Here is a 21,779-nt window from a genome sequence, read left to right as displayed (position 1 = left end):
CCCAAGCCAGCTGGCACCATGGGGCGCGCTGTTTTGCCAATCGACTCGCATCACCGAAAGGAAACACCGTGAACATAAACGCAACTCTGTTCGCGCAAACCGTCGTGTTTCTGATCCTGGCATGGTTCACGATGAAGTTCGTGTGGCCGCCGCTGATCAAGGCTATCGACGAACGCGCGAAGAAAATCGCTGACGGTCTGGCTGCCGCCGACAAGGGCAAGGCCGAACTGGACGCCGCCAACAAGCGCTCCACGCAAGCCCTCGCGGAAGCCCGCGACGAAGGCGCGAAGCGTATTGCCGACGCCGAGAAGCGTGCTCAGGCCGTGGCCGACGAAATCAAGGCCCAGGCGCAAGCCGAAGCCGCCCGAATCATCGCCAACGCCAAAGCCGAAGCCGAGAACCAGGCCGTCAAGGTCCGTGAATCGCTGCGCGAAGACGTTGCCGGTTTGGCTGTCAAGGGCGCCGAGCAGATCCTGAAGCGTGAAGTTGACGCCAAGGCCCATGCCGACCTGCTGAACCAACTCAAGGCAGAGCTCTGATCATGGCCGAACTCGCAACCATCGCTCGTCCGTACGCCGAAGCGCTGTTCCGCGTGGCCAAGACCGGCGACCTGAATCGCTGGTCGGGGCTGGTGCGTGAACTGGCGCAAGTGGCAGCGCTGTCCGAAGTGGCCAAGCTGGCCGACGATCCGAAAATCACGCCGGCGCAAGTTGTCGATGTGCTGACCGCGGCCGTGAAATCGACTGACGCCGAAGTGCGCAACTTCGTCGCCGCTGTGGTCGAGAACGGCCGTCTGGCCGCCATGCCGGAAATCGCCGAACAGTTTGAAGCGTTGAAGAACGCTGCCTCCGGTTCGGCGGATGCCACGATCGAAAGCGCCTTCCCGCTCGAAGGTGAGCAACTGACCTCTTTGGTCAAGGGCCTCGAGCACAAGTTCGGCTGCAAGCTCAACGCGAGCGTGACGGTAGACCCGTCGCTCATCGGTGGCGTGCGTGTGGTGGTTGGCGACGAGGTGCTGGACACTTCGGTGCGCGCCCGCCTGGCAGCTATGCGGACGTCGCTGACGGCCTGAGGCCGGCGCGATACGACTGCGACGGCAAGAATTGAATATCAGGAGCACATATGCAACTCAATCCCTCTGAAATCAGCGAACTGATCAAGAGCCGGATTCAAGGTCTCGAGAGCGGCGCCGAAGTCCGTAACGAAGGCACCGTGATCTCGGTGACTGACGGTATCTGCCGTATCCATGGCCTGTCGGACGTGATGCAGGGCGAAATGCTGGAATTCCCGGGCAATACGTTCGGTCTGGCACTGAACCTCGAGCGCGACTCCGTCGGCGCCGTGATTTTGGGCGAATACGAGCACATCTCGGAAGGCGACACCGTCAAGTGCACGGGCCGCATTCTGGAAGTGCCGGTCGGCCCGGAACTGAAGGGCCGCGTCGTCGACGCGCTGGGTGTGCCGATCGACGGCAAGGGTCCGATCAACGCCAAGCATACCGACGCCATCGAAAAGATCGCCCCGGGCGTGATCTGGCGTAAGTCGGTGTCGCAACCGGTGCAGACCGGTATCAAGGCGATCGACGCCATGGTGCCGATCGGCCGCGGCCAGCGCGAGCTGATCATTGGTGACCGTCAGACGGGTAAGACCGCTGTCGCCATCGACGCGATCATCTCGCAGAAGGGCAAGGGCATGACCTGCGTGTACGTTGCGATCGGTCAGAAGGCCTCGTCGATCATGAACGTGGTGCGCAAGCTCGAAGAGCACGGCGCGATGGAATACACGATCGTGGTGGCGGCGACGGCGTCGGACTCGGCAGCCATGCAGTTCATCGCACCGTACGCCGGCTGCACGATGGGCGAGTACTTCCGCGATCGCGGCGAAGACGCGCTGATCATTTATGACGATTTGACCAAGCAAGCCTGGGCCTATCGCCAGATCTCGCTGCTGCTGCGCCGCCCGCCGGGCCGTGAAGCCTACCCGGGTGACGTGTTCTATCTCCACTCGCGTCTGCTCGAACGCGCCGCTCGCGTCTCGGAAGAGTACGTCGAGAAGTTCACCAATGGCGCCGTGAAGGGTCAAAGCGGTTCGCTGACGGCACTGCCGATCATTGAAACGCAAGCCGGCGACGTGACGGCGTTCGTTCCGACGAACGTGATCTCGATCACCGACGGCCAGATCTTCCTGGAAACCGATCTGTTCAACGCAGGCATCCGTCCGGCAATCAACGCCGGTATCTCGGTGTCGCGCGTGGGCGGTGCAGCGCAGACCAAGGTCATCAAGAAGCTGTCGGGCGGTATTCGTACCGACCTCGCACAGTATCGTGAGCTGGCTGCGTTCGCGCAGTTCGCCTCGGACCTGGACGAAGCCACCCGCAAGCAGCTCGAGCGCGGCCGCCGCGTGACGGAACTGCTCAAGCAGCCGCAATACCAGCCGCTGCAAGTGTGGGAACTGGCCGTGTCGCTGTTCGCCGCCAACAACGGCTATCTGGACGACCTCGAAATCGCTCAGGTGCTGCCGTTCGAAAAGGGTCTGCGCGAAGTTCTGAAGACCAGCCACGGTGCGCTCATCGGCCGTATCGAAGAGACCAAAGATCTCTCGAAGGACGACGAAGCCGCCCTGCACGCTGCGATCAAGGACTTCAAGAAGACCGGCGCTTACTAATCCGGTTGAATCGGTAACTATTCAACGGACCCGGGAAGGCGCGATGTTCAGGCAAGAGCGGACATCGCGCCGAGACAAGGAGTAAGCAATGGCTGGAATGAAGGAAATTCGCGGCAAGATCAAGAGCGTGCAAAACACGCGCAAGATCACCAAGGCCATGGAAATGGTGGCCGCGTCGAAGATGCGCAAGGCGCAGGAACGCATGCGTCATGCCCGGCCGTACGCTGACAAGGTGCGCCAGATCGCCGCGCACATGGGCCAGGCGAATCCGGAATACCACCACCCGTTCATGGTGAAGCATGCCGACGCGAAAGCTGCCGGCATCATCGTGGTGACGACGGACAAGGGCTTGTGCGGTGGCCTGAACACCAACGTGCTGCGTGCCGTGGTGACCAAGATGAAGGCCATCGAAGCGCAGGGCCTGAAGATCGAGGCCACCGCCATCGGCGGCAAGGGCTTCGGTTTCCTGAACCGTATCGGCGCGAAGGTGGTTTCGCATGTCGTGCAACTGGGCGACACCCCGCATCTGGACAAGCTGATCGGTGCCGTGAAGCTGCAGCTCGACGCGTATGCCGAAGGCAAGCTCGACGCCGTGTACCTGGCGTACAACCGCTTCGTCAACACGATGAAGCAGGAAGCTGTGGTCGAACAACTGCTGCCGCTGCCCGAGAAGTTCGAGGGTGCGTCGGACGACGCGAGCGCAGTGCCGGCACAGCATTCGTGGGATTACATCTACGAACCGGATGCGAAGACGGTCGTCGATGCCCTGTTGGTGCGTTACGTCGAAGCTGTCGTGTACCAGGCTGTCGCAGAGAACATGGCGTCGGAACAGTCCGCCCGTATGGTGGCCATGAAGGCCGCATCGGACAACGCGAAGACCGTGATCGGTGAATTGCAGATGATCTACAACAAGGGTCGTCAGGCAGCGATTACGAAGGAACTGTCCGAAATCGTGGGTGGCGCCGCCGCAGTCTAAGCGGTGGCACGGGCCGATGCGCCGCAAGGCGAAATGAATTTGAGTATCTAAAGGAAAAGCGATGAGTACTGCTTTGATTGAAGGCAAAATCGTACAGTGCATCGGCGCCGTTATCGACGTGGAATTCCCGCGCGAAAGCATGCCGAAGATCTACGACGCGCTCACCATGGAAGGGTCGGAACTGACGCTCGAGGTCCAGCAACAGCTGGGCGACGGCGTGGTTCGTACCATCTGTCTGGGTTCCTCCGAAGGCCTGCGCCGCGGCATGACGGTGCAAAACACCGGTCTGCCGATCACGGTGCCGGTCGGCAAGCCGACGCTGGGTCGCATCATGGACGTGCTGGGCCGTCCGATCGACGAAGCCGGTCCGATCGCCAAGGAACACACCCGTTCGATTCACCAGAAGGCACCGGCGTTCGACGAACTGTCGCCGTCGACCGAACTGCTCGAAACCGGCATCAAGGTGATCGACCTGATCTGCCCGTTCGCCAAGGGCGGCAAGGTGGGTCTGTTCGGTGGCGCCGGTGTGGGCAAGACCGTGAACATGATGGAACTCATCAATAACATCGCCAAGGAACACGGCGGTTATTCGGTGTTTGCCGGCGTGGGCGAGCGTACCCGTGAAGGGAACGACTTCTACCACGAAATGAAGGACTCGAACGTTCTGGACAAGGTCGCACTGGTGTACGGCCAGATGAACGAGCCGCCGGGCAACCGTCTGCGCGTGGCACTGACCGGTCTGACGATGGCCGAGCACTTCCGTGACGAAGGTCGCGACGTGCTGTTCTTCGTGGACAACATCTACCGTTTCACGCTGGCCGGTACCGAAGTCTCGGCACTGCTCGGTCGTATGCCGTCTGCCGTGGGCTATCAGCCGACGCTGGCGGAAGAAATGGGTAAGCTGCAAGAGCGTATTACGTCGACCAAGACTGGCTCGATCACGTCGGTGCAAGCCGTGTACGTGCCTGCCGATGACTTGACCGACCCGTCGCCGGCCACCACCTTCGGTCACTTGGACGCCACCGTCGTTCTGTCGCGTGACATCGCCTCGCTGGGTATCTACCCGGCCGTCGATCCGCTCGACTCGACCTCGCGTCAGATCGACCCGAACGTGATTGGCGAAGAGCACTACACGGTGACCCGTCGCGTGCAATCGACGCTGCAGCGTTACAAGGAACTGCGCGACATTATCGCGATTCTGGGCATGGACGAACTGTCGCCGGACGACAAGCTCGCCGTGGCCCGTGCGCGTAAGATCCAGCGTTTCCTGTCGCAGCCGTTCCACGTGGCCGAAGTGTTCACGGGTTCGCCGGGCAAGTACGTTCCGCTCAAGGAAACGATCCGCGGCTTCAAGATGATCGTCGATGGCGAGTGCGACCACCTGCCGGAACAGGCGTTCTACATGGTTGGCACGATCGACGAAGCGTTCGAGAAAGCCAAGAAGATGCAGTAAACGGTTGAGTGCCGGGCGACGGCGGGGTCTCGCGAGAGACGCCACCGCACGCCGGCAGGTGACTGTTGCGGGGCGGGGTAGCGAAGCGAGGACGGCAATGTCCGGACTGGCGCGCCTGCCGCTTCATCACACTCAACGGGAGCGATTATGGCAACCATTCAAGTAGACGTCGTCAGCGCCGAAGCGCAGATCTTCTCCGGTCCGGCGCGCTTTGTGGCGCTGCCTGGCGAAGCCGGCGAACTGGGCATTTTGCCCGGCCACACGCCGCTGATCACGCGCATCAAGCCGGGCGCGGTGCGTATCGAGGACGAGGCAGGGAACGAGGACTTCGTCTTCGTGGCCGGCGGCATTCTCGAAGTGCAACCGGGTACGGTGACCGTGCTCGCGGATACCGCAATTCGCGGCAAGGATCTGGACGAGGCCAAGGCCGCCGAAGCCAAGCGCCGTGCCGAAGAAGCGCTGTCGAACAAGGATTCGAACATCGAGTATGCGACTGCCCAAGCCGAACTGGCCGAAGCCATCGCCCAACTCGCTGCGATCCAGAAGTTCCGCAAGGTGAAGTAACTCCGCATCGCTGCGGCGACGGCCTCGCGGTCGACGCTGTACGCCATGCTCGCCGTAGCACATCGATAGCCGTCTTCGCGACGACCATCGCCACGCCGCGGCCAAAAGCCCCATGCATGCAAGTGCGTGGGGCTTTTGTTTTGTCCAAGCATGTGCGCCGCCTGGGGGCACCGCGTGCCCACCGCCCCGCGTATTCTTCGCCCAACTCAGGGCCATCCCCACTCGTGCCGCTGCCGGAATTCCGTTAACGTAAACGTCAAGTCAGCATCGCGCGCTATTGTTATGACTAGCGCCCCCGTCGTTCGATGAGACGACAACAGGCGGGCCATTTTCGCGGGCGAGCGCCGGACATCAGCATTTCACCCCTTCAGCATTGCCTCAGGAGACAAGCGCATGGAAAGCCGGGAAGATTCGGGCGTTGTACCTCGTAATGGACTGTCGTATGTGAAGGGTGACACCACCATTCCGCTATCGACGTTGACGGTGTTCGGTCTGCTCGCCGAGACGGCGGCGAAGTATCCGGAGCGGCAGGCTGTCGTGTTCCGCGAGCAGGGGGTGGATTGGACGTGGCGCGAATTCATCGCGCATGTGGATACGTTTGCCTCCGGGCTGATGTCGTTGGGCCTGAAGCGGGGCGATCGCGTGGGCATCTGGTCGCCGAACCGTGTGGAGTGGCTGGTCACGCAGTTCGCCACGGCGCGGATCGGTTTGATTCTGGTGAACATCAATCCGGCGTACAGGCTGGCCGAACTCGAATACGCGATCAACAAGGTCGGATGTAAAGCGCTCATCGCGGCGGAGTCCTTCAAGACGTCGCGTTATCTCGACATGCTCAACACGCTCGCGCCCGAGCTGGCAGAGAGTTCTCCCGGTCAACTGCACTCGGCGAAGCTGCCGACGCTGCGCACCGTCATTCGCATGGGCTCGGGCGTGACGCCGGGCATGATGAACTACAGCGACGTGGTCACGCTCGGTGCGGATGCCGATCTCGACGCGCTGCGCGAGATCACCGATGGGCTCGATTGTTTCGACGCCATCAATATCCAGTTCACGAGCGGTACCACCGGCAACCCGAAGGGCGCCACGCTCACGCATCACAACATCGTCAACAACGGCCGTTTCATCGCCATGGCGATGCGCTTCTCGGAGCATGACAGCCTGTGCATTCCGGTGCCGTTCTACCACTGTTTCGGCATGGTGCTGGCAGTGCTCGCCTGCGTGTCGACCGGGGCGACGATGGTGTTCCCGGGCGAGGCGTTCGACCCGAAGGCGACGATGGCCGCGGTGTCTGAAGAGCGCTGCACCGCGTTGCACGGCGTGCCGACGATGTTCATCGCCCAGCTCGATCATCCGGACTTCGACATCTACCGGTTCGATACCCTGCGCACGGGCATCATGGCTGGCTCGCCGTGCCCGATCGAGACGATGAAGCGCGTGATCAGCCAAATGCACATGCGCGAAGTAACGATTGCCTACGGCATGACGGAGACGAGCCCCGTGTCGTTCCAGACCACGACCACCGATCCGCTCGAGAAGCGCGTGACGACCGTCGGGCGCGTGCAGCCGCACCTCGAAGTGAAACTCGTGGATGCTGCCGGGGAGATCGTGCCGGTGGGCGAAAAGGGAGAACTTTGCACGAAGGGCTACTCGGTGATGCAGGGCTATTGGGACGACGAGCCGCGCACCCGTGAGGCGATCCGCGACGGTTGGATGCACACGGGCGATCTGGCCACGATCGACGAGGAGGGTTATTGCAATATCGTCGGCCGGGTAAAGGATATGCTCATTCGCGGGGGGAGAACATCTACCCGCGCGAGATCGAGGAGTTCCTGTTCCGTCACCCGAAGGTGCAGGCGGTGCAGGTGTTCGGCGTGCCGGATGCGAAGTATGGCGAGGAAGTGTGCGCCTGGATCATTCTCAAACCGGGACAGAGTGCGACGGAAGACGATATCCGCGCCTTCTGCCAGGATCAGATCGCGCACTACAAGATTCCGCGCTACATCCGCTTCGTCACCGAGATGCCGATGACGATCACGGGCAAGGTGCAGAAGTTCGTCATGCGCGAGCAGATGGTCGAATCGCTGGGGCTGTCGGAAGCGAAGACAGCCTGACCGCCGCCGGGTCAGGGCCCGCGTGAATAGCGGGCCTTGCTTATTTTTTGAGCGCACCCGCGGGCAATGCCGTATGATTCGGGATTACCCTAGGTTTCGCGCTATGCCTGCCCACACCTTCCGCACGGTTTTCGTTCTCGGCATTCTGTCGGCCATCGGCTCGCTGTCGATCGACATGTATCTGCCCGCGCTGCCGAGCATTGCACGCGAATTGAACACGACGGGCGCCGCCGCGCAATTCTCGCTGGCGTCGTTCTTCATCGGTCTCGGGCTGGGCCAATTGCTGCACGGGCCACTGGCCGACCGATACGGGCGCAAGCGGCCGCTCTACGCCGGTCTGGCGCTCTATACGATCGCCTCGGCCGGATGTGCGCTCGCCACGAATATCGAGACGCTGATTGTCTGTCGCTTCATTCAGGCGGTGGGCGGCTGTGCATGCTTCGTGATCGCCCGTGCGATGGCGCGCGACCTGTTTGACACGAGCACCGTGGCGCGTGTGCTGTCGCGCATGACGCTCATCATGGGCGCGGCGCCGATCCTCGCACCGCTGATCGGCGGGCAAGTCCTGCTGGTCGTCGGCTGGCGCTGGATCTTCTGGGGCCTGACGGTGTTCGGCGCGCTGTGTTTCGCGATGTCCGTCTATTGGCTGCCGGAGACGCGCGCGGCCGCAAAGCAGGCCCGCCATTGGCTCGCCACGGCGTGGCACAACTACGGCGCACTCGTGCGCGATCGCGAATTCATGGGCAATGCGCTCGCCGGGGGCGTCTCCCAGGCGGGGATGTTCGCCTACATCACCGGCTCGCCTTTCGTGTTCATCAATCTGTACGGCGTCGACCCGGCGCACTACGGCTGGCTTTTCGGGCTGAACGCGTGCGGCATCATTGCCGGCTCGCAGGTCAACGCCCACCTGTTGCGCAAGCGTCGTCCGGCCGAAGTGCTGCGTCGAACCAACAATCTGGTCGCCGTGCTGGGATTGTTGATGCTGGCGGTGGCGGCGCTCAAGCTCGGTGGACTGGTCGGGTTGATGGTGCCGCTATTCGCCTATGTCACGAGCCTGGGCTTTTCCCAGCCGAATGCGGTGGCCGAAGCGCTGAACCGACAGCATCAACGCGCCGGGGCCGCATCGGCCCTGCTGGGCGCGCTGCAATTCCTCGCCGCCGCGAGCGCGGGGGCCGCGGTCGGTCTGATGCACGCCCGCTCGGCGGTACCGATGGCGGCCGTCATGGCCGTGTGCGGTGTGCTGTCGTGGTGCTTCCACACGGTACTGATCCGCCGCGCGGCCCGGGCATTGCCCCCGCTGCCGGACCGGCTTGATCCCGCGCTACTTCGCCACAAGTCGCGAACGCCGCCGCACCCGGCATCATCGAGTGTTGGAATCGCACCACACCGAGACGGGTACGAACGACACACGAGCGCCGATGCCGAAGATTTTCGGGGAACCGATGCGCGAAATTGGCTTCCAACCCTGATCTTCGAGACGCGTCATGCCACCTGTAACAGTTTGTAATTGGACTGTTCGTGCGCTGGCGCGATAGGCAAAGTGCGATGCATAGCCCCTCTGCAAAGCCCCCGGAAATTTTTTTGCAAGAATGGCTAAAGTTCGGCACCCGCCTGCCGACATACAGTCAGGTAGTAAAGCGCAGCTTCATGACGTCTTTGTGACGCTGACATGATTTCGCCACGATCGCTATCCCCAAGCGTATCGAAGGGGCCGCTTGCGCCCCGTCTGTAGGAAAAACTCCTACAAAAAACGTCTGCTTTTCTCACCGCCCCGCGTAGTTTTTCTCCGATTTCTTTATCTTTCGCCCTTGTCCACAATGCGAGGGACTAGGCAGTCGTACGCCAGATCCATCCATTGCGCCGGGGGGCCGCATGCGAAACAGCGAAACACTCAATGAGATTCGTGAATTGAATCTCTCTTATCTCGTCCTGGCTCAGCGCCTGATCCGTGAGGATCGTGCCGCGGCAATGTTCCGCATGGGGATCAGCGATCAACTGGCCGACGTGCTCGGTCGTCTCACATTGGCTCAACTCGTCAAATTCGCGGGGTCGAACCAGCTTCTGTGCCGATTTCGCTTCGACGACCACGTGATGCTGTCGAGTCTCACGCACAGCACGAAAGACGTGGGTATGCAGCAGTCGCACGCTTCGATTCTGTTGGCGGGGCAACCCGTCGAGCAGATCGGCTAAGCACGCCACGCACGCTACGCCGCCCGGTGGGCGGCGCTTCGCGTGACTTGCCAGGAAGTTTGCCCATGCGTACCAAAAGCGTCGTTCTCGAGGCCCGTGAAATTCAGTTGGCCATCGAGCTGATTGAACTCGGCGCCCGCCTCCAGTTGCTGGAAGCGGAAACGAGCCTGAGCCGTGACCGGCTCATCAAACTCTACAAAGAACTCAAGGGCGCATCGCCGCCCAAGGGCATGCTGCCGTTCTCGACCGATTGGTTCGTGACGTGGTTGCCGAACATCCATTCGTCCCTTTTCCACAATATCTATCGCCACCTTGTGCAGCACGGCGGGTGCCGGGGCATCGAAGCCATCGTCAAGGCGTACCGCCTGTACATGGAGCACGTGGAGATGCACGACTGGGAAGCGGTGCTCGGGTTTACACGCGCGTGGACGCTCGTTCGCTTCTTCGACAGCAAGATGTTGCAGATGACGCCGTGCACGCGCTGCGGCGGACATTTCGTCACGCACGCCCATGAGCCGCATGGCCAGTACGTTTGCGGACTTTGCCAGCCGCCGTCGCGCGCCGGCAAGACCCGCAAGGCGAAGCATGCGCACGCGGCCGATCTGGCGCCAGTCACCGAAATTTCTCCGCTGGCCGCCTAGGCAAGCCTACGTCACGAGGTCGCACCCCCTACAGTTTCCCTGCGTGTCTGCCGTTAAGCCCTCTGAACAGGACGGACAATTTTCCGTAGACGTATTTTTGCGAGAGGTATCCGGCAGTGCTTGTCGTCATTGGTTACATCATCGTTCTGGCATCGGTCTTTGGCGGTTTCGTCATGGGCGGAGGCCACTTGGGCGCGCTGTTTCAGCCGACCGAGCTGCTGATCATCGGTGGCGCGGGCATCGGCTCGTTCGTGGTGGGCAACAACAGCAAGGCGATCAAGGCGACGATGAAAGCGCTGCCGATGCTGTTCAAGGGCTCGAAATACACCAAGGATCTGTACATGGAGCTGATGGCGCTCCTGTACGTGCTGCTCGCGAAAGCGCGCAAGGACGGCATGCTCGCCATCGAAGGCGACGTGGAAGACCCGGCATCGAGCCCGGTGTTCTCGCAGTACCCGCGCATTCTCGGCGAGCCGCGCATCATGGAATTCCTCACCGATTACCTGCGCCTGATGGTCAGCGGCAACATGAATGCGTTCGAGATCGAGAACCTGATGGATCACGAAATCGAAACGTATCGTCATGAAGGCGAAGTCCCCGCGCACTGTCTGCAGAAGACGGGCGACGCCATGCCCGCTTTCGGTATCGTGGCGGCCGTGATGGGTGTGGTGCACACGATGGCGTCGGCCGACCAGCCGCCGGCGGTGTTGGGCGCGCTGATCGCCCAGGCCCTCGTGGGCACGTTCCTCGGCATTTTGCTCGCCTACGGCTTCATCTCGCCGCTGGCGCAGCTCATCGAACACCGCATCAACGAATCCGTGAAGCTCTACGAGTGCATCAAGGTCACGCTGCTCGCCAGCCTGAACGGTTACGCGCCGGCACTCTCGGTCGAATTCGGCCGCAAGGTGCTGTATTCCACCGTCCGTCCGTCGTTCGCCGAGCTCGAAGAGCACGTGCGACAGGTCAAGGCACGCTGACGGGCCGCAGCAATGAGCGAGAAAGAAGAGCGGCCCATCATCGTCAAGCGCCGAGCGCGCAGCGCGCACGGCCATCACGGCGGCGCGTGGAAGATTGCATACGCCGACTTCATGACGGCGATGATGGCGTTCTTCTTGCTGATGTGGCTGCTCAGTTCCGCGACGAGCAAGGAGCTGACGGGGATTGCCGAATACTTCCGCACGCCGCTCATGGTCGCGCTCTCCGGCGGACATAACGCCGCCGACAATAGCGGTGTCATTCCCGGTGGTGGTCCCGACACGACCCGCACCGACGGCCAGAAATCGCGCGGCGATCAAGCCAGATCGCGTCAGGCGATGTCAGCCGAGCTGGCCGAGCGGGCCGAAGCGCAGCGTTTGCGCGAACTCAAGGCGCGCATCGAGAAGGCGATCGAAAACAATCCTACGCTCAAGCAGTTCCGCAAGCAGTTGCTCATCGACGTGACGACCGAGGGCTTGCGCATCCAGATCGTGGACGACCAGAACCGGCCGATGTTCGCCAATGCTAGCGCGCAGGTGCAGCCGTATATGCGCGACATCCTGCGCGAGATCGGCAAGTCGCTCAACGACATGCCGAACCGCATCAGCCTGTCGGGCCATACCGACGCCACCGCCTACGCACAGGGCGACAAGAGTTACAGCAACTGGGAGTTGTCGGCCGATCGCGCGAACGCGTCGCGTCGCGAACTGATTGCCGGCGGTCTCGATGGCGAGAAGGTGCTGCGCGTGGTGGGCCTGGCGTCCACCGTGCCGCTCGATCGCGATAACGCGTACAACCCGATCAATCGCCGCATCAGCATCATCGTGCTCAATCGGCGCGCGGAGCAGTCGGTCAAGCGTGAGGCCGACCAACCGACGATCGACGCAGCGAATGCCCGCGGTGCCGGCAGCGATGCCGTGAACGCCCTCATCAACGGCGAGCTGCCGGCACCGCCTGCCCCGCCTGCCCCCCCGGCGGCACCCGACGCCGCTCTGCGATAACGGACAAGAGGAGACGCATGCAGGCCCTTCGCAACACGATTCTCGCCGTCGACGATTCTGCGTCGATGCGTCAGATACTGGCGGCCACGCTTGACGAGGCCGGCTACGCCGTGACGACTGCCCGCGACGGGCAGGAGGCCCTGGCGCTGGCGTCGAACGCGGCGTTCGATCTGGTGCTGACCGACCAGCACATGCCTGGCATGGACGGCCTGTCGCTCATTCGCGCGCTGCGCGAACTCGACACGTTTGCCCAAACGCCGATTCTGGTGCTCACCACCGAAGTCGACGGCGCGTACAAAGCCGCGGCCCGCGAAGCGGGCGCCAGCGGCTGGCTGATCAAACCGGTCGACCCCGAGGCATTGGTCGACGTAGTGGGCTCGCTCGTCGGCGAAGGCGCATGACGATGTCGTCGATGGCACAACCAAGTTAGGACGAGGAAATCGGTGGATATCACCCAGTTCTACCAGACCTTTTTCGATGAAGCGGAAGAGTTGCTCGCCGAGATGGAGCATCTCCTGCTCGCGCTCGATATCAATGCACCCGATAACGAGCAGCTCAATGCGATCTTCCGTGCGGCGCACTCGATCAAAGGCGGCGCCGCGACGTTCGGCTTCACCGCGCTCACCGAGACCACTCACCTGCTGGAAAACCTGCTGGACCGCGCGCGCCGCGGCGAATTGCAGTTGCGCACCGAGATGGTCGACACCTTCCTGGAAACCAAAGACGTGTTGCATCAACAGTTGAATGCCTACCGCGCCTCCAGTGAGCCCGATGCCGAGGCGATGAAGCGCATCTGCGCCGTCCTTCAGCAACTTGCCGCCGAAGAGAGCGGTGTCCCGGCCGCCCCTGTCGCCCCCGTGGCGCCTGCCGCATCGACAACGGCTGCCGCGCCCGCCGCTCCCCCGGGCGCAGGCGTAGCGGCGACCGACGCGAGCGGCGCGCCCGCAAGCGCTGTCCCGCCGGGCCAGACGCGTCTGAAGGTCACGCTCACCGGCGTGGGCGAGAAGGACCAGACGTTGCTCGCGGAAGAACTGGGCAACCTGGGTGACGTGGCTGGCCGCCAGTCGAGCGGCGACACGCTGCACCTGTGGCTCGATACCACGTGCGGCGCCGACGACATTCTCGCGGTGTGCTGCTTCGTGATCGAGCCGTCGCAGATCGACGTGCAGGACGCGGCGACGGCGGCAGCGGCGATGGCCGCCACGGCACCGGTCGAGACGACGGTGGCCGCCCCGGTCCAGACCTCGGAAATCTTTGCTCCGGCGCCGGTCGCCGCGACACCGATCGAAGTGCCGGTCGCCGCCCCGGTGGCGGCGGCTGCCGAGGAGGCACCGGTGCCGCCGCCTGCGGCCGAGCCGATCATCGTGCCGCCCGAGGCGCCCGCCGCGCATGCCGGCGCTGCCGGTGGCAGTGGTGGCAATGGGGCGCATCCGCCGGCAGAGAAGCGCGTGGCCGCACCGGCGGGCGGCGCGGCCGGACACGAGAACAGTTCGATTCGCGTGGGCGTGGAGAAGGTCGATCAGCTCATCAACCTGGTGGGCGAGCTGGTGATTACGCAAGCGATGCTCGCGCAAACGGCGAGCAGCCTCGATCCGATGCTTCACGATCGTCTGTTCAACGGCATGGGCCAGCTCGAGCGCAATGCGCGCGACCTGCAAGAGGCCGTGATGTCCATCCGCATGATGCCGATGGATTACGTGTTCTCGCGCTTTCCGCGCCTGGTGCGCGACCTCGCGACCAAGTTGGGCAAGCAGATCGAACTCGTCACGTTCGGTCAGGCGACCGAACTCGACAAGAGCCTGATCGAGCGCATCATCGATCCGCTCACGCACCTCGTGCGCAACAGCCTCGATCACGGCATCGAGACGACGGAGCTTCGCCTGGCCTCGGGCAAGGACCCGGTCGGTCAGCTCGTGCTGTCCGCGGCGCATCAGGGCGGCAACATCGTGATCGAAGTGAGCGACGACGGCGCGGGCCTGCGTCGCGAGAAGATTCTTGCCAAGGCCCAGCAGCAGGGGCTGCCGGTCTCGGACGCGATGTCCGACGAAGACGTATGGCAACTGATCTTCATGCCGGGCTTCTCCACCGCCGAGGCGATCACCGACGTGTCGGGCCGCGGCGTGGGCATGGACGTCGTCAAGCGCAACATCCAGCAGATGGGCGGGCACGTGGAGATTCTGTCCACGCGCGGCAAGGGCACCACGATCCGCATCGTGCTGCCGCTCACGCTCGCGATTCTCGACGGCATGTCCGTCAAGGTCGGACCGGAGATCTTCATTCTGCCGCTGAACTTCGTGATGGAGTCGCTGCAGCCGCGTCGCGACGACATTCGCGCCGTGACCGGCGAAGGTCAGGTCGTGCTGGTGCGCGGCGAGTACCTGCCGCTCGTCGAGCTGTACCGCGCGTTCGACGTGCCGGAGGCGCGCGCCGATCCCACGCAGGGCATCATCGTGATCCTTCAGGCCGAAGGCCGCCGCTTTGCGCTGCTCGTCGACGAACTGGTCGGTCAGCAGCAAGTCGTGGTGAAGAATCTCGAAACCAATTACCGCCGTATTCACGGTATTTCCGCCGCCACCATCATGGGTGACGGCAGTGTGGCATTGATCGTCGACGTGGCGGCGCTTCAGCGCGGCCAGCGCTCGGCGGCCGCCACCATCTTCAACTGAAGTCGGAGACGCGTCAGATGGACAACCTTTCGCAAGAACATGCCGTGTCGCGCCAGGGCGGCGCCATGCAGACCGATGGCGACGGTCAGGAGTTTCTGGTCTTCACGCTCGGTGACGAGGAATACGGCATCGACATTCTGAAGGTGCAGGAGATTCGCGGCTACGACGCGGTCACGCGCATCGCCAATGCGCCGGACTTCATCAAGGGCGTGATCAATCTGCGCGGCATCATCGTGCCGATCGTGGACATGCGGATCAAATTCCGTCTGGGCCGCGTCGAGTACAACACGCAAACGGTCGTGATTATTCTGAACGTGGCGGGCCGCGTGGTCGGCATGGTGGTCGACGGGGTCTCCGACGTGCTCACGCTCGCCCGTGGCGAAATCAAGCCGGCGCCGGAATTCGGCGCGCAACTGGCCACCGAGTACATCACCGGACTGGGCACCGTCGAAGGCCGCATGCTGATCCTGATGGACATCGAGAAGCTCATGACCAGCAGCGACATGGCGCTCATCGAGCGTCTGGCGAGCTGAGACCCGGCGCGCCACCCGACACACCTGACACACCCGAGACCCCCGACCTGTCATCCACGGAGACCGAGCACGTGCGCAATAACCAGCCCGTTACCCAGAATGAATTCGTCATCGGCGAGCATCAGTACCTGATCTCACGGACGGATCTGAAGGGGCGGATCACGTATGCCAATCCCGCCTTCGTGGAGGTGAGCGGCTATTCGCGTGAAGAACTGCTGGGCGCACCGCACAACATCGTTCGCCATCCGGACATGCCGCCGGAAGCGTTTGGCGATCTGTGGGAGACGGTCAAGCGCGGCGATACGTGGACCGGGCTGGTCAAGAACCGCCGCAAGAACGGCGATTTCTACTGGGTGCTCGCAACGGTAACGCCGACGCTGGAGAACGGCGCCGTGGTGGGCTTCACGTCGGTGCGCGTGCGTCCGGCGGCAGGCACGACGGCGCAGGCCGAGACGGTCTACGCGCGCTTTCGCAGCGGGCAGGCCGGCAACTTGCGCATTCGCGGTGGTCAGGTCGAGCGCGGCGGATTCGCGGCGGTGGCGCGCAAGATCCGTCTGGACACGCTGCGCGCGCGGCTGACCGGGATCATCGTGCTCGGTGCGACGCTGTTGGCCGTGGTCGGCGGTCTGGGGCTCTGGGGGATGTCGAGCAGCAACGGGAAACTGCTGCGCGTATATCAGCACGGCATGGTGCCGGTGAGTACGCTGGCGGTCATCGGCCAGAAGCTCGACCGCGACGTATTGCTCGTGGCCGAAGCCGTGGGCAGCCCGAACCTCGACGCGATGAAACGCGCGGGCGACGAGATCACGAGCAGCCTCGACGACATCAACCGCGAGTGGGCCGAATACATGGCGTCGGTCGACCCGGACACGCGCGCGCAAGCCGAGCGCTTCAACACGATTCGCCAGCGCTTTACGACCGACGGCCTGCAACAGACGGTCGAGATGCTCAAGGCCGGTTCGGCCGAAGGCGCCCAGCAGACGTATCTCGAAAAGGTGAAGCCGGCCTATGGCCCGATGCGTGACGAACTCAATGTGCTCACGCGCCTTGAACTCACCCAGGCGACCGACCTGTATCAGCAATCGCAGAAAGCCCACACCTTCGTGCGTGCGGCCACCGTGATCGCGGTGATCGGCGGCATCATCCTCTTGTTCGTTCTCGGCAGCGTGCTGCGTCGCGCGATCAATCACCCATTGCGCGTGGCGCTCTCGATGTCGAAGCAGATCGCGGCGGGCGACTTGACCGTCAAGGCGGAAGGCACGGGGCGCGACGAAATCGGCCAGTTGCTCTTCGGCCTTACCGTCATGAAGAACAGCCTGCTGTCTATCGTTTCGGACGTGCGCGAAGGCATCGAATCGATCAACGTGGCCTCGCACGAAATTGCGGCGGGCAACACCGATCTGTCGGCGCGCACGGAGCAGCAGGCGGCCTCGCTGGAAGAGACGGCGTCGTCGATGGAGCAGCTCACGGCCACGGTCAAACAAAACGCCGACAACGCCAAGCAGGCGAGCGTGCTGGCCGTGAACGCCTCTGAGATCGCCGCCCGCGGCGGCCGCGTGGTCGGCAACGTGGTCGACACGATGCACGGGATTTCGTCGAGTTCGCACAAGATCGTCGACATCATCAGCGTGATCGAAGGCATCGCGTTCCAGACCAACATCCTGGCGTTGAACGCGGCGGTGGAAGCGGCACGCGCGGGCGAACAGGGCCGCGGCTTTGCCGTGGTGGCCGGCGAAGTGCGCACGCTGGCGCAGCGCAGCGCGGCGGCGGCCAAGGAAATCAAGGTGCTGATCGAAGACTCGGTCGGGCGCGTGGAGAGCGGCTCGACGCTGGTGGCGCAGGCCGGTCAGACGATGGAGGAAATCGTGCAGGCGGTGCAGCGCGTGACCGACATCATGGGCGAGATCTCGGCGGCATCGAGCGAACAGTCGAGCGGCATCGAGCAGGTCAATCGCGCCGTGACGCAGATGGACGAAGTCACTCAGCAGAACGCGGCGCTCGTGGAAGAAGCCGCGGCGGCCGCGGGTTCGCTCGAAGATCAGGCGGGTCGCTTGCGCGACGCCGTGGCTGTGTTCCGTGTCGGCGACGCCTTCAAGGCAGCCGCGGCGCACAGCACCACCGTGCATCACAGCGCCTCCGCGCAAGGCCAGCCGGAGGCCGCTACGACGTCGGCCCCGTCGGTCTCGGCGACCCGCGCGGCACCGGCACGGGCCAGCGCAGGCGGCGCCACGCGCACCGTCACGCGACGCCCGCAGTCATCCGCGCCGCCGGCGCCCGCCGCCGCCGGCACGCCGGAGGACGCGCAGGTGCTGCAACTGGCCGCGCGTCGAGGCAAGCCACCGGCGGGCGGATCGGCCGGATCGACGTCGGGTGCAAACGCGAGTGATTCGGGCGAGTGGGAAGAATTTTGACGGGTCGGTAATTCGGATAGTTGAGATGGATACGCCGGCCGCAGGCCGGTCTTCACGAGGTAGAGATCGTTATGTTTAAGAATGTCACCATCCGGGCACGGCTGACGCTGGCGCTGGGACTCTTCATGGTGCTGCTGGCCGTCGGCGCCGCGGCGGGTCTCCTCTCGCTGCAACAAAGCAATGCGTCGCTGCGCGATATCTACAGGAACGACATGGCGTCGTCGCGCTCCCTCGCACAGACGACGATTTCCACCCTGTCGGCTCGCGTGACGCTCTCGCGCATCGAGTTCATTGCCGATCCGACCGAGATCAAGACGGCCATCGACCGCGTGCGTCAGAACCTCAAGGCGGCAGACGACGCGTGGGGCGCTTACGCGGCGAAGCCGATGTCCGACAGCGAAAAGCCATTGGCCGATGCAGTGATCTCCGCCCGTGGCAAGGTGGTCAACGAGGGCATCGTGCCCGCGCTCAAGGCCATTGAGTCGGGCGATATCCCGGACTTTCACGCCAAGACGGTCATGGACGTGCCGCGCCTGTTCTCCGATTACACCAAGGCGATGGTGGCGTTGGCCGACTTCCAGAACAAGATTGCCGAGAACCGTTACCTGGCCGCCCAGGCCCGCTACACGCTGGTGATGTGGCTGGTCGGTATCGGCCTGGTCATCGGCCTGCTCGTGGGCATCATCACGCAGATCACGCTCACGCGCGCCGTCGTCGGCCCCATCGACGACGCCATCAAGCATTTCGAGCGGATCGCGGGCGGCGACCTGACGCAGCGCATCGAAGTGTGGAACGACACCGAAACCGGGCGTCTGTTCAAGGGCGTGAAGCATATGCAGGACAGCCTCGTGCGCACTGTGACGGAGGTCCGCTCGGGCACCGAGTCGATCACCTCGGCCGCGCAGCAGATTGCCGCGGGCAATACCGATCTGTCGGCACGCACCGAACAGCAGGCCGCGTCGCTCGAAGAGACGGCGTCGTCGATGGAGCAGCTCACCGCCACCGTCAAGCAGAACGCGGACAACGCGCGCCAGGCGAGCCAGCTTGCCGTGACCGCCTCGGACATCGCCGCACGCGGTGGCGAAGTGGTGGGCCGCGTGGTCGGCACGATGCAGGGCATCTCGACCAGCTCGAACAAGATCGTCGACATCATCAGCGTGATCGACGGGATTGCCTTTCAGACCAACATTCTGGCGCTGAATGCGGCGGTGGAAGCCGCGCGCGCCGGCGAACAGGGCCGTGGTTTCGCGGTGGTAGCGGGCGAAGTGCGCACACTGGCGCAGCGCAGTGCGGCGGCGGCCAAGGAGATCAAGGAACTGATCGAAGACTCCTCCCACAAGGTCCAGGACGGCTCCTCGCTCGTCGAGCAAGCCGGTCAGACAATGGAAGAGATCGTGCAGGCGGTCAAGCGCGTGACCGACATCATGGGTGAGATCTCGGCGGCATCGAGCGAGCAATCGGGCGGCATCGAACAGGTCAATCGCGCCGTCACGCAGATGGACGAAGTCACGCAGCAGAACGCGGCGCTCGTGGAAGAAGCGGCAGCCGCGGCCGGCTCCCTCGAAGAGCAGGCCAATCGTTTGAAGACGGTCGTCTCGGTGTTCCGTCTGGACGCCAGTCAGGCGGCGCCCAGCCACACGGCGCCGACGCTCGCGGCCGCACCGGTGGCCCGTCCCGTTGCGAAGAAGGTGAAGGCGACGGCGCCCGCTGCGTCCGCACCGACGTCAGCCGTGGCCCCGAAGGCCGCGACCGCCGCACCGCGCAGACCGGCACCGGCGGCGGCTCCGGCGGTAAGCACCCGCACCGGCACAGATGACGCCGGCGGCGACTGGGAGACCTTCTGATCGCGCGCCGCGCGCGCACTCTGGCAGCAATCGGCAAGACGAAAACCGTCGCGCGCATCGCGCACGCGACGTGCAGGTAGTGGAGGGTCACATCATGAAGCAATTGAGTCTCAAGGCAAAACTCTGGTCCGCGCTTGCGCTGATGTGGCTAGGTCTTTTGATTTTCGGCGGCTGGGCCGCCTGGCATGAACGCAGCACGATGGTGTCCGAGCGGCGTGCGGCGGTGCAAAGCGTCGTCACGAGTGCCGACGGTATCGTGCGCGACTACGCGGCACAAGCGGCGGCGGGCAAGATCAGCGTCGACGAAGCGAAGCAACAGGCCATGGCTCGCCTGAAGACAATGCGCTATGGCGACAGCGGCTACCTGGTCGTGTTCGACTCGAAGCCGGTCGTGCTCATGCATCCGACGCTGGCCGATCTGGTGAACAAGGACGTCTCGAACTACAAGGATTCGAACGGCAAGCTGCTGTTCGTCGAGATGGCTCGCGTCGCCAAGGAGAAGGGCTCGGGCTTCGTCGAATACCACGGTCGTGTCGCGGGCAGCGACAAGCGCCTGGAAAAGCTCTCGTTCGTGAAGTACTTCGCGCCGTGGGACTGGAGTGTGATGAGCGGCATGTACATGCAGGACGTCGACGAAGCGTTCTACAGTGCGTTGATTCGCTACGGCATTGCCCTGTTGCTCATCGGTGCCATCGTAACGGCCGCCATGATCGCGATCATTCGCAACGTGCAGCGCAGTCTCGGCGGCGAGCCGGAATACGCGGCCGACATCGCCCATCGCATCGCGAGTGGCGATCTGCAAAGCCACGTGATGCTGGCGCCGGGCGACAACAGCAGCCTGCTCCATGCGATGCAACGCATGCAGCGCACGCTGGCCGAGACCATCGGGCAGATCCGCGAGGGCACCGAATCGATCACGACGGCGGCGCAGGAAATTGCGGCGGGCAACACGGATCTGTCGGCACGCACCGAACAGCAGGCCGCGTCGCTCGAAGAAACGGCGTCGTCGATGGAGCAACTCACCGCCACCGTCAAGCAGAACGCGGACAACGCCCGCCAGGCGAGCCAGCTTGCCGTGAACGCGTCGGAGATCGCGACCCGTGGCGGTCAGGTCTCCGGAAAGGTGGGCGAGACGATGGACGGCATATCGACCAGCTCGAGCAAGATCGTCGACATTATCGGTGTGATCGACGGGATCGCGTTCCAGACCAACATTCTGGCGCTGAACGCCGCCGTGGAAGCCGCCCGTGCGGGCGAGCAGGGCCGTGGCTTTGCCGTGGTGGCGGGCGAAGTACGCACGCTGGCGCAGCGCAGTGCGGCGGCGGCGAAGGAAATCAAGGCGCTGATCGAAGAGTCGGCGCGCCGCGTGCAGGACGGTACGGCGCTCGTCGCGCAGCAGCGGCAGACCATGGGTGAGATCGTGCAGGCGGTCAAGCGCGTGACGGACATCATGGGGGAGATCTCGGCCGCATCGAACGAGCAGTCGAGCGGTATCGAGCAGGTCAACCGCGCCGTGACGCAGATGGACGAGGTGACGCAGCAGAATGCGGCGCTCGTGGAAGAAGCGGCAGCCGCGGCGGGATCGCTGGAATCGCAGGCGCACGATCTGCGCGCGGCGGTGGCGGTGTTCCAGACGAGCGGTACCGGCGTGGCCGTTCACGCGATGGGCGCGCCGCGTCGCGGGCCGGCGCCGCAACCCCTGGCTCGCGCGGCATAGCGCGAACGATTGCCGCGGTGGCAAAGTGAGACG

17 protein-coding genes and 1 pseudogene are annotated in these 21,779 nt (G+C 63.7%); all 18 read left to right on the top strand.

What is annotated here, in order from left to right; genetic code table 11:
- Positions 1 to 68 precede the first annotated feature (68 nt).
- The 18 genes and pseudogenes from DRB87_RS22575 (at position 69) to DRB87_RS22490 (ending at position 21,746) form a co-directional block, all read left to right on the top strand.
- Positions 69 to 539: a F0F1 ATP synthase subunit B gene (locus DRB87_RS22575; protein WP_017233819.1), complete on the top strand. Its 471-nt coding sequence runs from the start codon at positions 69 to 71 to the stop codon at positions 537 to 539.
- Positions 540 to 541: 2 nt separating this feature from the next.
- Positions 542 to 1,072: a F0F1 ATP synthase subunit delta gene (locus DRB87_RS22570; protein ID WP_130027587.1), complete on the top strand. Its 531-nt coding sequence runs from the start codon at positions 542 to 544 to the stop codon at positions 1,070 to 1,072.
- Positions 1,073 to 1,122: 50 nt separating this feature from the next.
- Positions 1,123 to 2,664 (top strand): F0F1 ATP synthase subunit alpha, encoded by a 1,542-nt coding sequence (gene atpA, locus DRB87_RS22565; RefSeq protein ID WP_130027586.1) that lies wholly within the window; start codon positions 1,123 to 1,125, stop codon positions 2,662 to 2,664.
- 88 nt (positions 2,665 to 2,752) lie between these two features.
- Positions 2,753 to 3,640: a F0F1 ATP synthase subunit gamma gene (gene atpG, locus DRB87_RS22560; RefSeq protein WP_130027585.1), complete on the top strand. Its 888-nt coding sequence runs from the start codon at positions 2,753 to 2,755 to the stop codon at positions 3,638 to 3,640.
- A gap of 61 nt (positions 3,641 to 3,701) precedes the next feature.
- The gene (atpD, locus tag DRB87_RS22555; RefSeq protein ID WP_017233815.1) at positions 3,702 to 5,093 is read left to right on the top strand and encodes a F0F1 ATP synthase subunit beta; all 1,392 of its coding nucleotides are present in this window, start codon (positions 3,702 to 3,704) and stop codon (positions 5,091 to 5,093) included.
- 147 nt (positions 5,094 to 5,240) lie between these two features.
- On the top strand, positions 5,241 to 5,657 hold the full coding sequence (locus DRB87_RS22550) for a F0F1 ATP synthase subunit epsilon (protein WP_017233814.1): 417 nt from the start codon (positions 5,241 to 5,243) through the stop codon (positions 5,655 to 5,657).
- 393 nt (positions 5,658 to 6,050) lie between these two features.
- A pseudogene (locus DRB87_RS22545) lies at positions 6,051 to 7,768 on the top strand (AMP-binding protein).
- A 103-nt stretch (positions 7,769 to 7,871) separates the two neighbouring features.
- The gene (locus DRB87_RS22540; RefSeq protein WP_240756112.1) at positions 7,872 to 9,275 is read left to right on the top strand and encodes a Bcr/CflA family multidrug efflux MFS transporter; all 1,404 of its coding nucleotides are present in this window, start codon (positions 7,872 to 7,874) and stop codon (positions 9,273 to 9,275) included.
- A 365-nt stretch (positions 9,276 to 9,640) separates the two neighbouring features.
- On the top strand, positions 9,641 to 9,958 hold the full coding sequence (flhD, locus tag DRB87_RS22535) for a flagellar transcriptional regulator FlhD (RefSeq protein ID WP_130027584.1): 318 nt from the start codon (positions 9,641 to 9,643) through the stop codon (positions 9,956 to 9,958).
- Between the two features lie 65 nt (positions 9,959 to 10,023).
- Complete coding sequence (gene flhC / locus DRB87_RS22530; RefSeq protein WP_130027583.1) at positions 10,024 to 10,599, top strand: flagellar transcriptional regulator FlhC; 576 nt, start codon at positions 10,024 to 10,026, stop codon at positions 10,597 to 10,599.
- A gap of 173 nt (positions 10,600 to 10,772) precedes the next feature.
- Positions 10,773 to 11,576, top strand: a complete 804-nt coding sequence (gene motA / locus DRB87_RS22525) for a flagellar motor stator protein MotA (RefSeq protein ID WP_370364046.1) — start codon at positions 10,773 to 10,775, stop codon at positions 11,574 to 11,576.
- 12 nt (positions 11,577 to 11,588) lie between these two features.
- Complete coding sequence (motB, locus tag DRB87_RS22520) at positions 11,589 to 12,575, top strand: flagellar motor protein MotB (protein ID WP_130027582.1); 987 nt, start codon at positions 11,589 to 11,591, stop codon at positions 12,573 to 12,575.
- A gap of 17 nt (positions 12,576 to 12,592) precedes the next feature.
- Positions 12,593 to 12,976, top strand: coding sequence for a response regulator (locus DRB87_RS22515; protein WP_017233807.1), 384 nt, complete (start codon positions 12,593 to 12,595; stop codon positions 12,974 to 12,976).
- Positions 12,977 to 13,018: 42 nt separating this feature from the next.
- Positions 13,019 to 15,241, top strand: coding sequence for a chemotaxis protein CheA (gene cheA / locus DRB87_RS22510; protein ID WP_130027581.1), 2,223 nt, complete (start codon positions 13,019 to 13,021; stop codon positions 15,239 to 15,241).
- A gap of 17 nt (positions 15,242 to 15,258) precedes the next feature.
- Positions 15,259 to 15,774 carry a chemotaxis protein CheW gene (locus DRB87_RS22505; protein ID WP_017231684.1) on the top strand — a complete coding sequence of 172 codons (516 nt, stop codon included), beginning with the start codon at positions 15,259 to 15,261 and terminating at the stop codon, positions 15,772 to 15,774.
- Between the two features lie 71 nt (positions 15,775 to 15,845).
- Positions 15,846 to 18,185 (top strand): methyl-accepting chemotaxis protein, encoded by a 2,340-nt coding sequence (locus DRB87_RS24055; protein WP_130027580.1) that lies wholly within the window; start codon positions 15,846 to 15,848, stop codon positions 18,183 to 18,185.
- 71 nt (positions 18,186 to 18,256) lie between these two features.
- On the top strand, positions 18,257 to 20,029 hold the full coding sequence (locus tag DRB87_RS24050) for a methyl-accepting chemotaxis protein (RefSeq protein ID WP_130027579.1): 1,773 nt from the start codon (positions 18,257 to 18,259) through the stop codon (positions 20,027 to 20,029).
- Between the two features lie 94 nt (positions 20,030 to 20,123).
- Positions 20,124 to 21,746 carry a methyl-accepting chemotaxis protein gene (locus DRB87_RS22490; protein ID WP_240756111.1) on the top strand — a complete coding sequence of 541 codons (1,623 nt, stop codon included), beginning with the start codon at positions 20,124 to 20,126 and terminating at the stop codon, positions 21,744 to 21,746.
- Positions 21,747 to 21,779 lie beyond the last annotated feature (33 nt).

It is taken from the genome of Pandoraea sp. XY-2 (assembly GCF_004193915.1).
Taxonomy (GTDB): domain Bacteria; phylum Pseudomonadota; class Gammaproteobacteria; order Burkholderiales; family Burkholderiaceae; genus Pandoraea; species Pandoraea cepalis.
Note: the sequence above shows the minus strand (reverse complement) of the source record. Positions and strands in the feature narration are given on the sequence as shown.

Coding starts and splice junctions, on each gene's coding strand:
- motB (WP_130027582.1), top strand. CDS start 11,589: ATGAGCGAGAAAGAAGAGCGGCCCATCATCGTCAAGCGCCGAGCGCGC.
- atpG (WP_130027585.1), top strand. CDS start 2,753: ATGGCTGGAATGAAGGAAATTCGCGGCAAGATCAAGAGCGTGCAAAAC.
- DRB87_RS22570 (WP_130027587.1), top strand. CDS start 542: ATGGCCGAACTCGCAACCATCGCTCGTCCGTACGCCGAAGCGCTGTTC.
- DRB87_RS22540 (WP_240756112.1), top strand. CDS start 7,872: ATGCCTGCCCACACCTTCCGCACGGTTTTCGTTCTCGGCATTCTGTCG.
- DRB87_RS22515 (WP_017233807.1), top strand. CDS start 12,593: ATGCAGGCCCTTCGCAACACGATTCTCGCCGTCGACGATTCTGCGTCG.
- DRB87_RS22550 (WP_017233814.1), top strand. CDS start 5,241: ATGGCAACCATTCAAGTAGACGTCGTCAGCGCCGAAGCGCAGATCTTC.
- DRB87_RS22490 (WP_240756111.1), top strand. CDS start 20,124: ATGAAGCAATTGAGTCTCAAGGCAAAACTCTGGTCCGCGCTTGCGCTG.
- atpA (WP_130027586.1), top strand. CDS start 1,123: ATGCAACTCAATCCCTCTGAAATCAGCGAACTGATCAAGAGCCGGATT.
- flhD (WP_130027584.1), top strand. CDS start 9,641: ATGCGAAACAGCGAAACACTCAATGAGATTCGTGAATTGAATCTCTCT.
- DRB87_RS22505 (WP_017231684.1), top strand. CDS start 15,259: ATGGACAACCTTTCGCAAGAACATGCCGTGTCGCGCCAGGGCGGCGCC.
- motA (WP_370364046.1), top strand. CDS start 10,773: ATGGGCGGAGGCCACTTGGGCGCGCTGTTTCAGCCGACCGAGCTGCTG.
- DRB87_RS24050 (WP_130027579.1), top strand. CDS start 18,257: ATGTTTAAGAATGTCACCATCCGGGCACGGCTGACGCTGGCGCTGGGA.
- atpD (WP_017233815.1), top strand. CDS start 3,702: ATGAGTACTGCTTTGATTGAAGGCAAAATCGTACAGTGCATCGGCGCC.
- flhC (WP_130027583.1), top strand. CDS start 10,024: ATGCGTACCAAAAGCGTCGTTCTCGAGGCCCGTGAAATTCAGTTGGCC.